This window comes from Blautia sp. AM42-2 (assembly GCF_003480245.1).
GTDB classification, from domain to species: domain Bacteria; phylum Bacillota; class Clostridia; order Lachnospirales; family Lachnospiraceae; genus Fusicatenibacter; species Fusicatenibacter saccharivorans.
Map to the genome: position 1 here is coordinate 183,756 of NZ_QUIM01000006.1, position 16,143 is coordinate 199,898.

13 protein-coding genes and 2 tRNA genes are annotated in these 16,143 nt (G+C 50.8%); all 15 read left to right on the top strand.

Features of this window, described 5'->3' with window-relative positions:
- Nucleotides 1-47: 47 nt before the first annotated feature.
- The gene (locus DW915_RS09170) at nt 48-3,623 is read left to right on the top strand and encodes a DUF5717 family protein (protein ID WP_147398430.1); all 3,576 of its coding nucleotides are present in this window, start codon (nt 48-50) and stop codon (nt 3,621-3,623) included.
- Complete coding sequence (locus DW915_RS09175; protein WP_022462660.1) at nt 3,605-4,852, top strand: DUF5716 family protein; 1,248 nt, start codon at nt 3,605-3,607, stop codon at nt 4,850-4,852. The genes DW915_RS09170 and DW915_RS09175 overlap by 19 nt, the downstream gene beginning before the upstream one ends.
- A gap of 3 nt (nt 4,853-4,855) precedes the next feature.
- Entirely contained in the window at nt 4,856-5,632 is a 777-nt protein-coding gene (locus DW915_RS09180) for a hypothetical protein (RefSeq protein ID WP_055219913.1), read from the top strand.
- Between the two features lie 436 nt (nt 5,633-6,068).
- A complete protein-coding gene (gene trpE, locus DW915_RS09185) occupies nt 6,069-7,610 on the top strand; it encodes an anthranilate synthase component I (protein ID WP_118742001.1) in 1,542 nt (513 codons plus the stop codon).
- The gene (locus DW915_RS09190; protein WP_118742002.1) at nt 7,607-8,179 is read left to right on the top strand and encodes an anthranilate synthase component II; all 573 of its coding nucleotides are present in this window, start codon (nt 7,607-7,609) and stop codon (nt 8,177-8,179) included. Before trpE ends, DW915_RS09190 begins: the two co-directional genes overlap by 4 nt.
- 34 nt (nt 8,180-8,213) lie before the next feature.
- Nucleotides 8,214-9,233 (top strand): anthranilate phosphoribosyltransferase, encoded by a 1,020-nt coding sequence (gene trpD, locus DW915_RS09195; protein WP_118742003.1) that lies wholly within the window; start codon nt 8,214-8,216, stop codon nt 9,231-9,233.
- 4 nt (nt 9,234-9,237) lie between these two features.
- The gene (trpC, locus tag DW915_RS09200) at nt 9,238-10,020 is read left to right on the top strand and encodes an indole-3-glycerol phosphate synthase TrpC (RefSeq protein WP_118742004.1); all 783 of its coding nucleotides are present in this window, start codon (nt 9,238-9,240) and stop codon (nt 10,018-10,020) included.
- A 53-nt stretch (nt 10,021-10,073) separates the two neighbouring features.
- Entirely contained in the window at nt 10,074-10,682 is a 609-nt protein-coding gene (locus tag DW915_RS09205; RefSeq protein ID WP_118742005.1) for a phosphoribosylanthranilate isomerase, read from the top strand.
- Nucleotides 10,675-11,859 (top strand): tryptophan synthase subunit beta, encoded by a 1,185-nt coding sequence (gene trpB / locus DW915_RS09210; RefSeq protein WP_022462653.1) that lies wholly within the window; start codon nt 10,675-10,677, stop codon nt 11,857-11,859. Before DW915_RS09205 ends, trpB begins: the two co-directional genes overlap by 8 nt.
- Nucleotides 11,852-12,634, top strand: coding sequence for a tryptophan synthase subunit alpha (gene trpA, locus DW915_RS09215; RefSeq protein WP_118742006.1), 783 nt, complete (start codon nt 11,852-11,854; stop codon nt 12,632-12,634). Before trpB ends, trpA begins: the two co-directional genes overlap by 8 nt.
- Before the next feature lie 137 nt (nt 12,635-12,771).
- Nucleotides 12,772-13,695 carry a ribonuclease Z gene (locus DW915_RS09220; RefSeq protein ID WP_022462651.1) on the top strand — a complete coding sequence of 308 codons (924 nt, stop codon included), beginning with the start codon at nt 12,772-12,774 and terminating at the stop codon, nt 13,693-13,695.
- A complete protein-coding gene (gene tsaD / locus DW915_RS09225; RefSeq protein ID WP_118742007.1) occupies nt 13,688-14,713 on the top strand; it encodes a tRNA (adenosine(37)-N6)-threonylcarbamoyltransferase complex transferase subunit TsaD in 1,026 nt (341 codons plus the stop codon). The genes DW915_RS09220 and tsaD overlap by 8 nt, the downstream gene beginning before the upstream one ends.
- Before the next feature lie 79 nt (nt 14,714-14,792).
- The gene (ispD, locus tag DW915_RS09230; protein WP_118742008.1) at nt 14,793-15,521 is read left to right on the top strand and encodes a 2-C-methyl-D-erythritol 4-phosphate cytidylyltransferase; all 729 of its coding nucleotides are present in this window, start codon (nt 14,793-14,795) and stop codon (nt 15,519-15,521) included.
- Between the two features lie 251 nt (nt 15,522-15,772).
- Nucleotides 15,773-15,858 (top strand) — tRNA-Ser (locus DW915_RS09235).
- A gap of 48 nt (nt 15,859-15,906) precedes the next feature.
- Nucleotides 15,907-15,996 (top strand) — tRNA-Ser (locus DW915_RS09240).
- Nucleotides 15,997-16,143 lie beyond the last annotated feature (147 nt).

A 16,143-nucleotide genomic window follows, 5' to 3' on the forward strand; every position in this document is an offset into this window, starting at 1 on the left:
TTGTGGAAAAGAACGAAAACGATTTAGATAAAATAAGGTGAAAAACATTGAGAAGAAGATTGGAACAACTGCTGAACGGCAGATTTGAATATGAGGTTCCCCATCTGCTGCTGTCCGAGACGGAGGTGGCCCTGACGCTGGACGAGGGGCAGAATTTCCGCGGAGAGCTGAATATCGGAGCGGAAGACGGGAGAAGAGTAAAAGGAATTGTGACCACAGATCATCAGAGAATCGTTCTGGCGAAAAATCAGTTCCAGGGAACGGCGAGTACGATTGAGTACGGCGTGGATACCAGCGGATTAAAAGCAGGCGATGAAATCTGTGGAAACATCACCGTCAGCAGCAATCTGGAGGAACGCTGCGTGCGGGTACACGTCTCGATTGCAGGAAAGACAATGAACATTTCCGGACAGGAGATTCATTCCCTGGCAGATTTTGTGCATCTGGCAAGCCATGATTTCGGCGCAGCGTACCGCTTCTTTGTAAAAAAAGAGTTTGCACGTCTTCTTCAGAAAGAGGCACCGGAGCAGATGGCACTTTATCAGGGACTGTCCCACAAGCCGGTGACATTTCAGCATCTGGAGGAATTTCTGGTTGCCCTCGGTCAGAAAGAGCCGGTGATGCTTTCGGCGGAACAGCCGGAGAAAACTGTGCTTACCGTGGACCAGCCGCGCAAGGAAACACTGTATCTGTATAAAAATACCTGGGGCTACGTCCGCATGGAAATCGAGGCGCAGGGAGACTTTCTGGAAGTGGAAAAGAAAGTCGTCACTTCAGAAGATTTCATCGGAAGCGTCTACGGTGTGGAATACATTATCCATCAGGAGAAAATCGGAAACGGCCGCCATTACGGCAGAATTACGGTGCGTCAGGGAAAACAGGAGCTTCGCTTTGAACTGGAAGTGACAAACAGCGAAAAGCATGTGACCAGCAGGAAAAATACGGAGCGCGACCGTCAGATAACTGCCATCGCGCGCGGCTATCTCGATCTGGCAGTCCATAAACGCGACTACCGTACCTGGTATCAGGATACCTGGGAGGCCATCGAGCAGTTCGAAAAAGCCGGCGGAGACATGGCGTGGGTGACGCTGGGAAAAGCATGGCTGTACGAGAGCCATGAGGAAACCGGAAAAGCAAGAGAAACGCTTTCTTACGTAAAAGAGCATCAGGAACTGCTGGACACCGCGGAGAAAAAAGGAGCGTACCTGTATCTGGCATGGAAGCTGAAAATGGAAGTGGGCCATACCGATCTGGTATCACGCCTTGGAACACTGATGCGGCAGGAGAGTGCAAGCTATTTTCTGCTAAAGCTTGCCATTGATGCCGACGATTCCTGGCAGCAGTCGCTGACCCGTCAGCTCTACGCGATGGAACTTTGCTATGAGTGCGGGTGCAAGAGCCCGCTTTTGTATCTGGATGCGGCACAGCTCTATCTCCGCCAGGAGGGACAGCTCCGCCGGATTTCGCCGTTCACCGTTCAGGTGCTGAAATTTGCGCAGAAAGAAGGCATTTTAAGCGGGGAACTGTTAAAACGGGCCGCTTATCTTACAGAGACGATGAAAACGTTCGATGAGAATGTCTATCAGATTCTGACTGCGGGCTATGAGCGTTTTCCATCCGATGAAGTGCTCGAAGCCATCTGCAAACTGGTGATGAAGGGCCGCCCGGTGCGGAAGGAATATTTCCCGTGGTATGCAAAAGCCGTGGAGCGGAACATCCGCATCACGCGCCTGTACGAGTACTATATCGAAACGATGGATGCGTCGTTCGACGAGGTCCTTCCGCAGGTCATCCGGATGTATTTCTCCTACAGCAACACACTGGCAGGCCAGAAGAAAGCGCTGATCTACGCCAACGTGATCAAAAACCGCGAAAAAGACCGCCATACATTCCAGAGCTACCGCCCGGCGATGGAGGTTTTCACGGCAAGACAGATCCAGAAAGGCCGCATGAACCGCGAATACGCCGCACTGTACCGGACTTTTCTGAAAAAACCGGAAGATCCCGACAGCGCAAAAGCGATCGCAAATGTGCTGTTTACCCATCATGTAACGTGTGAAAATCCGAAAATCACGCGTGTGATCGTCTGCCATCCGGCGATGGCGGGCGAAACGTCTTATCCGATGACGGAACAGGGTGCTTATATCCGTCTGTACGGCAAAAAAGCGCGGATTCTTCTCGAAGATGAGCAGCGCAGAAGATATGCGGTGACAGAAACCTGCCGCGTAGAGCCATTGTTTACGGATGAAGAGCTTGCCCGTGCCTGCGGCGGTTTTGCCATTGAAAATCCGGGTCTGCTGCTACACCTGTGCGGGGAGCAGGAAGAGGAGATGCAGCTTACTGCAGAAAATCTTGCCTGGTATCAGCAGGCAGCGCGCACGAGCGCATTTTCCAGTGCTTACCGGAAAACAGTGCGTCAGAAACTGCTGGAATACTATCTTGCCCATCCGGATGAGCGTGAGACCGAGGCGGCTGTTGCAGAGCTGGAGGACAGCGCTTACGCAAAGGTGGACCGTATTTCTACGATCGAGCTTCTGGTACGCTACGGCTGTTACAGCCGCGCCTTTGCCCTGACGGATCGGTACGGCTACGAAAAGATCCCGGTGTCGTGTCTCTTCCGTCTGGCGCATGCGATGATTCTGGAAAAAGAGTTTACAGAGGACGAGGAGCTTCTCTATCTGGCATCCTACGTGGTAAAACAGGGCATTTACGATGAAATTGTATTGTGCTATCTGAGAGATTATTTCACCGGTTCTATTGAGGATATGTGCAGTTTATGGGATAAAATCCGCGGCTTTCAGATGGAGAGCGACAAGCTGGAGGAGCGCATTCTGACCTGGTCCGTCTTTGTGCGCAGCCACCCGAAGTGGGAGCAGGAAATGCTGGAGAGCTACATCCGCCAGAGCGGAAAAGAGCATGTCATTCTGGCATACCTGACGTATCTTGCGATCGGCTATTTTATGGACGGAAAACCGCTTTCGGATCAGATGTTTGACTACTTGGACCGCGCCTGGAAACAGGGCTGGGAGCTGGACGAGATCTGCCGTTTTGCGATGCTGAAACATCTTTCCACGAAGCCGCAGCTTTCTGAGGAGGAAGAAAAAGAGGCGCATACCCTGCTTCTGGCGTTTACGAAACAGGGACTCCGCTTTGCCTTCTACAAGGATCTGCCGGAGCACCTGACCGAAGGCTTCCAGATCGGCGACCGCATGTTCATCGAGGAGCGCCAGAGAGCGGAGGCAAAGGTGACGATTCATTACCGGACAAACGCCGAAGAAACATGGAAGAGCGAACCGATGCGCAATATGTATCAGGGCATTTTTGTGAAAGAGTTTCTGCTGTTCTACGGCGAGAAAATGGAGTATTACCTGACCTTTACGAACCGTCAGGGTGAGGGAAAAACAGAGGTGAAAACCGTCTCCATGACCGGCGAACCAAAAGCAGGAAAGACGCGGTACCAGCTTCTGAATCAGATGAAAGCAGCGCGCGCGGCAGGAGATTTGAAAAAAGCAGAAGAAGCATTCCAAAAGTATCTGCAGCAGGAGGCTCTGGTTCGGAACTGTTTTGCACTTGTGGATGAAAAGAAGCAGCAGGAGGATACGACATGGAACAGAAAAATTTGATTTTAGGATTTGATTTTGGAGAGAAATATTCCCAGTTCTGCTGCTATGACAGGGGAACCCATACGGCCGTCTCCATCCCGGTAAAAGAAGGAGAAGAGGCGGTGGAATTTCCGACCGCCATTGCCAAAAAACGGAATGAGGAAACGTGGAAAACAGGACCGGATGCAGAAAAATCTGCTCACGCGGAAAACGGCATCTGGCTGGACAATCTGTACGAGATCTGCATGGGATCCCGCATCTGCCAGATCGAAAACCGGGATTACACGCCGGGAGAAGTCCTTGGCACGTTCCTTCGCGAAGCACTGAAGATGATCGGCATCGAGCGCCCGGACCAGCAGATCCAGGCGATGATGATCACCACGGGCCATCTGACCCGTCCATTTGTGGAAAATGTGCGTGAAGCATACAAGATAATCGGACTTCCGCGTGGCAGAGCCTACCTGCAGGAGCATGACGAGAGCTTTTACTGCCATGTGCTGAACCAGAAGCCGGAGCTCTGGAGCCGTAAAGTCGGTCTGTTTTTCCTGAAAGATGAGGAAGCATCGTTTTCTGAACTTTCCATCAGCCGTAAAACGAAGCCGGCAACTGTGACCGTAAAACGGGGGCCAAAAGCCGCACTTTCGATCGAGCCGATGGAGCGCGACCGCGATTTCTGCCATCTGATGGGAGAAGCGATGGGGAATGAAATTTATTCCAGCGTATTTCTGGTGAGTGAGGAGTTCGACCTTGCCTGGGCAGACAACTCTCTGCGTCAGTTAAAGAAAAACCAGAGAAGAATCTTCGGCGGAACGAACCTGTTTGCACAGGGCGCCTGCTTTTCCGCGCGCGAAAAAGTGGAGGAGCGCCGCTTAAAGGGCTATCTCTTCCTCGGAAATGACCTCGTGCGCTACAACATCGGCATGGAGATGACGATCAATGGTTCTCCGGCATACTATGCGCTGATTGCAGCCGGTGTGAACTGGTATGAAGCAGAAAAAGAATGTGAGCTGATCCTCGACGGAACGGAGGAGCTGGAATTTGTTGTGAGCTCCATGGAAAGCGGAAAACGAAACCGCTATACCATGAAGCTGGACGGGCTGCCCAAACGGCCGCCGAAGACAACACGGATCCGTCTGCGTCTGGAGTATGATTCTCCGGTTACGTGTCAGATCACCGCAGAGGATTTAGGTTTTGGCGATATGTTCCCGGCAAGCCACAAAATCTGGCACGAGACGATGGGGGAGGTGTAAACGATGAGCGGTTATATTTTATGTCAGGTCAAACGGGCGAAAAATCCGTATTATATTTCCAACATCAGCACAAATATTTATTCCATCGAGGAACTGTGCTATTATCTGTACCACAACATCTATCTGCTGGACGAGACCATCATTAACGAGCAGCTGCTGGTGTGGATGAAAGAAGAACTCCACTTAAGAAGACTGTACCAGCGTCTCTACGTCCTTCTGGAGGAGAAAAAGAACATCGGTGAGTTTATCCTGCCGATCTTCAAGGAGATCAATTATCTTTCCCACGATCAGTTCCGTGAGATGAATGAGCGCCTGAAACGGTTCGAGGAGCAGCCGGAGATTGTGCGGAAAAAAATCAAGGGAGACTACCTTGTCGACCACGAAAAATATATCAATGCGATCCAGGTTTACCAGGAAACGCTGAAAGATACCGAGGAAAACGAAACCAACATGGGAAGCCAGTTCACCGGAAGTATTTACAACAACATGGGCTGTGCCTACGCAAGTCTGTTCCAGATGAATGAAGCACTTACGTGTTTTCAGAAAGCAAATGAGGAGCTGCACACGAAAGCAGCGTTAAAGAGCTGGCTGTTTGCGGTCTACATGAGCAAAGGACAGGACGCCTATGAGCAGATGTGCACCGAGCGGAAAGTGGACGCCGAGACGAAACGGGAGATGGACCGCCAGATCACCGAGGCAATGCAGGTCGAGCTCCCGCGCGATCTGGACGAAGCTCTTGCGGCGTGGACACGGGAATATCATAAAAATACCGGACTTTGAACAAAAAGAACAAAAAAATTACTTGACAGCAAAAAAGAATGGGACTATAATACAGCGCATAAGAAAAAAGTAAATACTTCGAAACCGATGAAGTGGAGATAACGTTGGAAGCGCACTCACAGAGAGCCCGGGCAGGTGGAAGCCGGACAGAAAGCGGATCAGCAAATGGACCACGGAGGGTACAGGGAAAAGCGGGAAACCGTCTGAGTATTCTGTAACGTGCAGGCATACGTTAGTTGCCAGGAATATGATCGTATTCTGCAGAGCGTGTGAGCAATCGCAAAACAAGGTGGCACCACGAGTATAAAAATATACCCGCCCTTGGCAAAGAACAAAGTGATTCTTTGCCGGGGGCGGTTTTTTGTATATCAGAAATTAGTTCTGAGGACCAGTGTTGATGACAGCCTTTGCAGACACAAGGAGAGGAGATAACAAGATGAAACAGATGACGTTAGAAGAAATTTCAAAAGCAGCCGCATCGGGAGCTTTTCGGAAAATCCCGGTAAGCAGAGAAATTTATTCGGATATCCGTACACCAGTAGAAACACTGAAAGTCCTGCAGGGCGTCAGCAGCCACTGCTACATGCTCGAAAGCGTGGAGGATAAAAAACAGTGGGGAAGATACACCTTCCTCGGCTACGATCCGTCGCTGGAACTCACCTGTGTCAACGGAAACCTGACAATCACCGCCGATGCGGCAGAGATGAAAAAAGTAGAAGATATTCCGGAAAGCCACGAAGAACAGCTTCCGACCGGACAGATCCGGCTGACCGCAAAGACAGCCCATCCGGGAGCCGTCATCAAAACCCTGATTGAGAAAAATAAAAGTCCGAAGATCGCGACACTGCCGACCTTCACCGGCGGCCTCGTTGGATACTTCTCTTACGATTACATCAAGTACAGCGAGCCGACCTTAAAGCTGGACGCAGAAGATCAGGAACATTTCAAAGATGTCGACCTGATGCTGTTCGATAAGGTCATCGCCTATGATAATTATCGTCAGAAAATCGTACTGATGCTTAATATCGAAACCGAAAATCTCGAAGAAAATTACGAAAAAGCCGTACAGGAACTCGAAAAAATGGAAGAGCTGATCCGCTTCGGAAAACCGGCCGAGACGAAAGCAGGCCACCTGAAATCCGAGTTCCGCCCGCTCTTCGATGAGAAAGCGTACTGTGAGAAAGTTGAGCAGGTCAAACATTATATCCACGAGGGAGACCTCTTCCAGCTCGTTCTCTCCAACCGGCTCGAAGCTGATTTTGAGGGAAGCCTCCTCGATACGTACCGCGTCCTCCGCACAACGAACCCGTCGCCGTACATGTTCTACTTCTCGAGTGATGATGTTGAGATCGCCGGTGCATCCCCGGAAACTCTCGTAAAAGTCGAGGACGGAGAGGTCCGGACCTTCCCGCTTGCCGGAACGCGGCCGAGAGGAAAGAGCTATGAAGAAGACCAGCGGCTGGAAAAAGAACTCCTCGCCGATGAAAAAGAGCGTGCCGAGCACAATATGTTGGTCGATCTGGGAAGAAACGATCTTGGAAAGATCTGTGATTTCGGAACCGTGGAAGTAGAAAAATACATGTCAATCGAACGTTACTCCCACGTCATGCACATCGGTTCCACTGTAAAAGGACAGCTTCGGAAAGACAAGACCGCAGTCGATGCTATCGATTCCGTTCTCCCGGCCGGAACCCTCTCCGGTGCCCCAAAGCTTCGTGCCTGCCAGATCATCAACGAGCTGGAAAACAACAAGCGCGGCATTTACGGCGGTGCGATCGGCTATCTGGATTTCACCGGAAATATGGACACCTGCATCGCAATCCGGCTTGCGTTTAAGAAAAACGGAAAAGTGTTCGTCCGCTCCGGTGCCGGCATTGTAGCCGACAGCGTACCGGAAAAAGAGCATCAGGAATGCATCAACAAAGCAAAGGCCGTGATGGTCGCACTTGCGGAGGCAGAAGGAGGAAGCAACTTATGATACTGCTGGTAGATAATTATGACAGTTTTTCCTATAACCTGTATCAGCTCGCCGGTTCGATCAATCCGGACATGAAGGTCATCCGGAACGACGAGATGACGATCGACGAAATCTGCGCACTGGCACCGGCATCCATCATTTTATCTCCCGGACCGGGCCGTCCGGAGCAGGCAGGCCGATGCATGGAGATTGTAGAAAAATTAGGCGGCGAGATCCCGATCCTCGGTGTCTGCCTCGGCCATCAGGCAATCTGTGCCGCGTACGGCGCGACCGTCACCTATGCGAAACAGCTGATGCACGGCAAACAGTCCGAGACAACGCTGGATCTTACCTCGGAATTATTCCAGGGGCTGCCGGAAACCGTTCCGGTTGCAAGATACCATTCCCTCGCAGCTGATGAAGCGACACTGCCGGAAACCTTAAAGGTAACGGCAAGAACTGCAGACGGCGAGGTCATGGCAGTCGAGGACCGTGAGAAAAAGATCTACGGAGTCCAGTTCCATCCGGAATCCATTCTGACCCCGCAGGGCAGACAGATGGTAGAAAACTTCTTAAAAATTACAAGATAGATCACAGGACAGCAAAGAAAGAGAGGAACGGAATATGATTCGGGAAGCGATTGTAAAACTGGTAAATAAAGAGAACTTAACCTACGAGATGGCAGAGGGCGCCATGGATGAAATCATGGGAGGAAAAGCCGATCCGATCCAGATCAGCGCATTTTTAACTGCCATGACGATGAAAGGCGAGACAATCGAAGAGATCACCGCATGTGCCAACGGCATGAGAAAGTACGGTATTCACATGGAACATGACAAGGATGTTCTGGAAATCGTCGGAACCGGCGGAGATAAATCCAATTCCTTCAACATCTCCACAACAGCATCCCTTGTGATCTCTGCAGGCGGCGTCGCAGTTGCAAAACACGGAAACCGCGCCGCATCGAGCAAATCCGGCGCAGCCGACTGTCTCGAAGCGCTCGGCGTCAAAATCGACCTGGAGCCGGAGAAAAACAAAGAAGTTCTGGAAAAACTTGGAATCTGTTTCCTGTTCGCACAGAAATACCACATGTCCATGAAATACGTGGCACCGGTCCGCAAGATGCTCGGCATCCGGACCATTTTCAACATCCTCGGACCGCTGACCAACCCGGCAGCAGCCACGATGCAGGTGATGGGTGTCTACGAGGAAGCACTTGTCCGCCCGATGGCAGAAGTTCTCTCCAATCTTGGTGTCAAACGCGGCATGGTTGTCTACGGCCAGGACTGCCTCGATGAAATTTCCTTAAGCGCACCGACAAGCATCTGCGAGATCAAGGACGGAACGTTTGAGGAATACGTCATCACACCGGAAGAGTTCGGCATGACCCGCTGCACCAAAGAAGAGCTGGTCGGCGGAACTCCGCAGGAGAATGCTGAAATTACGAAAGAAATTCTTGCAGGAAAGAAAGGCCCGGCAAGAGACGCTGTTGTCCTAAATGCCGCCGCAGCCCTTCATGTAGCAAAAGAAATCCCGATGCAGGATGCTGTAAAACTGGCAGAGGAGCTGATCGACAGCGGAAAAGCACAGAAAAAACTCGAAGAGTTTGTGTCACTCACCAACAAATTGGCAGAAAAGGAATAAACATATGATACTGGAAACGATTGCAGAAGCCACAAGAAAACGTGTCGCTGCAGAAAAAGAGAAGTGTTCTCTTGCAGAAATGAAAGAAAAGGCAACGGCGATGAACCCGGACACCGGATTCCCGTTTGAACAGGCGCTGAAAAAGCCGGGCATGTCCTTTATCTGCGAGGTAAAAAAAGCCTCCCCGTCGAAGGGCATCATCGCAGAAGATTTCCCCTATCTGGAGATCGCAAAGGAATATGAAGCGGCCGGTGCCTCCGCCATTTCCTGCCTGACCGAGCCGGAATACTTCAAAGGCGACAAGCGTTACTTAAAAAAAATTGCAGAAACCGTATCCATCCCGGTTCTGCGGAAAGATTTTACCGTGGATCCCTATATGATCTACGAGGCAAAGGTGCTCGGAGCCACCGCTGTCCTTCTGATCTGTGCGCTGCTGCCGGAGGAAACCTTAAAAGAATATCTGGAAACAGCGCATTCCCTCGGCCTTTCCGCTCTTGTGGAAGCCCACGATAAGGCGGAGGTTGCACAGGCCATGCGCGCCGGAGCAAGGATCATCGGCGTCAACAACCGCAACTTAAAAGATTTCACGGTCGATATCCACAACAGTGAGCGGCTGCGGGAGCTTGTTCCGGAAAACATTGTTTTCGTATCCGAGAGCGGCATCAAAACGCCGGAGGATGTCGGAAGACTGTATCAGAATAAAACCGATGCCGTTCTGATCGGCGAAACGCTGATGCGGAGCAGCAACAAAAAAGCAGAGCTTGAAAAACTCTCTTCAATGTGTTAAAGTGGTAACGTAAGTGCGCGAAACAAAACAGAGCGCACGGGGAGTCAAACGTTATGGAAGAACAGACCAGAATCAAAATCTGCGGGCTCACACGGCTGGAAGACATCGATGCGGTGAATGAGCTGAAGCCCGAATATGTCGGCTTTGTCTTTGCAAAAAGCCGCAGACAGATTACAAAAGAACATGCCGTGACGCTGCGGCGCTATTTGGATCCCGAAATCCAGGCGGTCGGCGTCTTTGTGAACGAGCTTCCGGCGATTGTCGCAGGATACCTCGAAGAGGGCGTTATCGATCTGGCACAGCTCCACGGAAATGAGAGTGAAGAATATATCCATTCGCTCCGGTTCCGCACCGGCGGGGAACTGATCAAGGCATTTTCCATCAAAACCAGGGAGGACGTCGAAAAGGCGAAAAAAAGCAGCGCCGATTACATCCTTCTCGACCACGGAAAAGGCGGTACCGGCGAATTGTTCGACTGGTCACTGATCAGAAACATGGACCGCCCGTATTTCCTTGCGGGAGGCCTGAACGCCGAAAATGTGGAACAGGCGATTTTACAGACACATCCCTTCGCCGTCGACATCAGCAGCGGTGTCGAGACAGACGGCGTAAAGGACCCGAAAAAAATCACAGAATGCATAAGGAGGATAAGACATGTCTGACGGAAGATTTGGTATTCACGGAGGCCAGTACATACCGGAAACTCTGATGAATGAAATTATCAATTTGGAAAAACAGTACAATTATTATAAAAACGATCCGGAGTTCTGCCAGGAGCTCGATGACCTGCTGAAAAATTACGCGGGCCGCCCGTCCCTTCTCTACTACGCAGAGAAAATGACAAAGGATCTCGGCGGAGCAAAAATTTACCTCAAACGAGAGGATCTGAACCACACCGGAGCCCACAAAATCAACAACGTGCTCGGACAGTGCCTCCTCGCAAAAAGAATGGGAAAAACCCGTGTCATCGCAGAGACCGGAGCCGGCCAGCACGGTGTGGCAACCGCAACGGCAGCAGCGCTGATGGGACTTGAGTGTGAGATCTTCATGGGAAAAGAAGACACCGACCGTCAGGCCCTCAATGTATACCGGATGGAGCTTCTCGGTGCAAAAGTAAATGCCGTTACTACCGGAACTATGACCTTAAAAGATGCCGTCAATGAGGCGATGCGCGAGTGGGTATCACGTGTCGATGACACCCACTACGTTCTCGGTTCCGTTATGGGCCCGCATCCGTTCCCGACCATCGTCCGCGATTTCCAGGCTGTCATCAGCAAAGAGGCAAGAGAGCAGATCCTCGAAAAAGAAGGAAAACTCCCGAAAGCCGTCATGGCATGCGTCGGCGGCGGAAGCAATGCGATGGGTATGTTCTATAACTTCATCAATGACAAAAATGTCCGCCTGATCGGATGCGAGGCAGCAGGACGCGGCGTCAACACCGCAGAGACTGCAGCAACCATTGCAACCGGAACACTCGGCGTCTTCCACGGTATGAAATCCTACTTCTGCCAGGATAAATACGGTCAGATCGCACCGGTTTACTCGATTTCCGCAGGCCTTGACTACCCGGGCATTGGACCGGAGCATGCATATCTGCATGACATCGGCCGCGCCGAATACGTTCCGGTAACGGACGATGAGGCAGTAGAAGCTTTTGAATACCTCGCAAGAACCGAGGGTATCATCTGTGCGATCGAGAGTGCCCATGCAGTAGCCCATGCGATGAAGATCGCAAAAGAATTTGATCCGGAAGACTCCATCATCATCTGCCTGTCCGGACGCGGAGACAAAGACGTAGCAGCCATTGCAAGATACAGAGGGAGGGACCTTCATGAGTAAAGTAACAGAAGCATTTTCAAACGGCAAAGCATTCATTCCGTTTCTGACAGCCGGAGACCCGAACATTGAAAAAACAGAGAATTATATTCTGGAGCTCGAAAAAGCAGGCGCAGACCTGATCGAGATCGGCATCCCGTTTTCCGATCCGATCGCCGAGGGCGTTGTCATCCAGGAGGCAGACCTCCGTTCTTTAAAAGCCGGAACCACCACCGATAAAATTTTCGATATGGTAGCCTCCGTGCGCAGAAAAACAGACATTCCGCTGGTGTTTATGACCTACTTAAACCCGGTGTTCCATTACGGATACGAGCCGTTCTTTACAAAATGCGAGGAAGTCGGCATCAATGGCATCATCATCCCGGATATGCCGTATGAGGAAAAAGGCGAATTAAACGATATTGCGCGCAGCCATCAGGTAGATGTCATTTCCCTGATTGCGCCGACGTCTGAACAGCGCGTCCAGAAAATTGCCGCAGACGCCGAAGGTTTTATCTACCTCGTATCGTCTCTGGGCGTTACCGGTGTCAGAAGCGAGATCAAGACAGACCTCGATTCCATGATCGTCGCAATCCGCAAAGTAACCGATATTCCGGTAGCCGTAGGCTTCGGCATCAACACGACCGATCAGGCGGCCAACATTGCAAAAATTGCGGACGGTGTCATCGTCGGAAGCGCTATCGTCAAAATGATTGCGAAGTACGGCACTCATGCGGAGCAGCACATCTATACGTATGTCCGCATGATGAAGGAAGCTGTCATGACAGCAAATAAATAAAACCCGCGTCATTGCGTGTTTGAAAAAACTGTGTTAAGATGAGAGCGTGTCTGAAACAAAACGTTTTGGACACGCTTTTTCAACGTAAAATACCTGACCGGCTTTCGAAAAAGCCGGATAGAATATGGAGGAAAAACGTGTTAGATGTATGTTTACTGGGAACAGGCGGTATGATGCCTCTGCCAGGCAGACGCCTGACCGCCCTGATGACCCGATACAACGGAAGCAGCCTTCTGATCGACTGCGGCGAGGGAACCCAGGTTGCCATCAAGGAAAAAGGCTGGACCTTTAAGCCGATTGATGCCATCTGCTTCACCCATTACCACGCAGACCACATCAGCGGCCTTCCAGGACTTCTCCTGACGATGGGAAACACTGACAGGAGAGAACCGCTGACCATGATCGGCCCAAAAGGCCTGGAGCGCGTCGTCAATTCACTGCGTGTCATCTGCCCGGAGCTGCCGTTCCCGATTGTATTTCACGAGGTGACAGCGCCGGAGGAAGTGATTGAGATGAACGGCTACAAAATCACAGCCTTCCGCGTGCAGCACAATATCACCTGCTACGGCTATTCGCTGGAGATCTCCCGCAAGGGAAAATTCGATGTGGAGCGCGCTAAAGCACAGGAAATTCCGATTAAATGCTGGAATCCGCTGCAGAAAGGCGAGACTGTCACCCTGGATGGAAAGACGTATACGCCGGACATGGTCCTCGGCCCTGCCAGAAAGGGACTGAAGGTGACCTATTGCACCGATACCCGCCCGATTCCGTCGATCTCCGAACATGCGAAAGGCTCCGACCTTTTCATCTGCGAGGGAATGTACGGCGAGCCGGAAAAACAGGCAAAAGCAAAAGAATTTAAGCATATGACCTTCTACGAGGCGGCAAAACTGGCAAAAGATGCCGAGGCTGCCGAAATGTGGCTGACCCACTTTTCCCCGTCGCTCGTCGGCCCGCAGCGGTACATGGATGAGGTACAGAAGATTTTCCCGGCCGCAGAGCTTGGAAAAGACGGAAGATCAGTAGAACTGTTATTTGAAGAGGAAACGAAAAATGAGTGAAAAAGATACCCTGATTCTTGCAATTGAGAGCTCCTGCGATGAAACCGCAGCCTCCGTCGTGAAAAACGGAAGATGTGTGCTGTCTAACATTATTTCATCCCAGATCGCCATCCATACCCTGTATGGCGGCGTTGTGCCGGAAATTGCATCCAGAAAACATATCGAAAAAATCAACCAGGTTGTAGAAGCGGCCTTAAAAGAAGCCGATGTCACTCTGGATGATATCGATGCGATCGGTGTTACGTACGGCCCTGGCCTTGTCGGCGCACTTCTCGTCGGCGTGGCAGAGGCAAAAGCGATCGCCTATGCAAAAAAGAAACCGCTGGTCGGCGTTCACCATATTGAAGGCCACGTCTCGGCGAACTATATCGAACACCCGGATCTGGAGCCGCCGTTCCTGTGTGAAATCATCTCCGGAGGCCATACCCATCTTGTCATTGTAAAAGATTACGGTTCTTTCGAAATCCTCGGAAGAACGAGAGACGACGCAGCCGGAGAAGCCTTCGACAAGGTAGCCCGTGCCATCGGACTCGGCTATCCGGGCGGACCGAAGATCGACAAGCTGGCAAAAGAAGGAAACCCGCACGCCATCGACTTCCCGCGTGCCCACATGGAGGATGCGCCGTATGACTTCAGCTTCAGCGGCGTAAAATCTGCCGTTTTAAACCATCTGAACAAATGCCGGATGACAGGCGAACCAATTGTCGAAGCAGACATCGCTGCGTCCTTCCAGCAGGCCGTTGTGGACGTTCTGGTGGATAATGCCATCCGTGCGGCCAAAGATTACCATATGGACCGTCTGGCGATCGCCGGCGGCGTTGCATCGAACGGGGCACTCCGCGCGGCGATGGAAGCAGCATGTGAAAAAGAGAGCATCCGCTTTTACCGTCCGTCCCCGATCTTCTGTACCGACAATGCGGCCATGATCGGTGTGGCAGCTTACTACGAGTACCAGAAGGGAACCCGCCACGGCTGGGACCTGAATGCCGTACCGAACCTGAAGCTTGGAGAACGATAAGAAAAAGAAACTTCCGCAGCAGAACGGAGAAGAGAGATCTGCTGCGGAGTTTTTGTATTTGTAGAAAACGGAGGAAAAGATGAGCGAGAAGAAAGAAAAATACACTGCGGTTGTCCTGGCAGCCGGAAAGGGAACCCGGATGGGCGGAAGCGTAGCAAAACAGTTTCTGGAAATCGGAGGAAAACCAGTCGTGGTTTACGCGCTGGAGGTTTTTGAACATTCGCCGGAGATTGACCAGATCATTCTTGTGACAGGTGCGGATAAAATAGAATACTGTCAGAAAGAGATTATCGAAAAATATGGAATTAAGAAAACTGTTTCCGTATGCGCAGGCGGAAGGGAACGGTATGAATCTGTCTGGAAAGCATTGCAGACGCTGAAAAGCCTGGAAAGCGAACAGGAGCAGAAGACCGATTACGTTCTGATTCACGATGGCGCCCGCCCGTTTTTAAACCAGGAAATGCTGGAACGTCTCTGCGCATGTGTAAAAGAAGAAAAAGCCTGTGTCCTTGGCATGCCGGTCAAGGATACCATCAAGCTTACCGATGAAAACGGAAAAATCCGGGAAAGCCCGCGAAGGGATCTCGTATGGCAGGCACAGACCCCGCAGGCCTTTGCAGCAGAGCTTCTGTTTCCGGCATTCGAAAAACTGATGCAGCATTCCACAGAAGGAATCACCGACGATGCTATGGTTGTGGAGCAGGAGATGGGAATCGCATCAGTGATGGTAAAAGGCGGCTATGAAAATATAAAAATCACAACACCGGAGGATCTGCTCATTGCAGAGAGCTTTCTGGCAGAAAAATAGAAAAAAAGCAAAATACAGAAAGCAAACCATAAATAGATAAAAACAAATGTGTGAATTGCAAAATGGGGAAAAACAGCGAAAACGAAAAAGAAATTGAAAAAAATGTAAAAAAAATTCAAAAAAGTAGTTGACATTCTGAAACACTGCTGATATAATAACGAATGTCGCTGAGCGAGAGAGATAAAAACGCAAAGCTGACAAGCCAAAAACTGAGATGATTTCGGGAGTTACCGAGATTTGAATTCACACACGGAGAGGTATCGAAGCGGTCATAACGAGGCGGTCTTGAAAACCGTTTGTCCGAAAGGGCGCGTGGGTTCGAATCCCACCCTCTCCGCTCAAAACTCAGTTAATTGAATATCTGATTATGAATCAGGCAAACTATGGAGAAGTACCCAAGCTGGCTGAAGGGGCTCCCCTGGAAAGGGAGTAGGTCGTTAATAGCGGCGCGAGGGTTCAAATCCCTCCTTCTCCGCTCGACTTTGAAAAAAAGTTGAAAAAAGTTCTTGACAAATGCAAATGAGTTTGATAAAATAAACGAGTTGCTGATTGAGAGAACAGCGAAGATCCTTGATAATTAAACAATGAAACACATCCTCGAAAGTTCTGAATAAGTAATTCA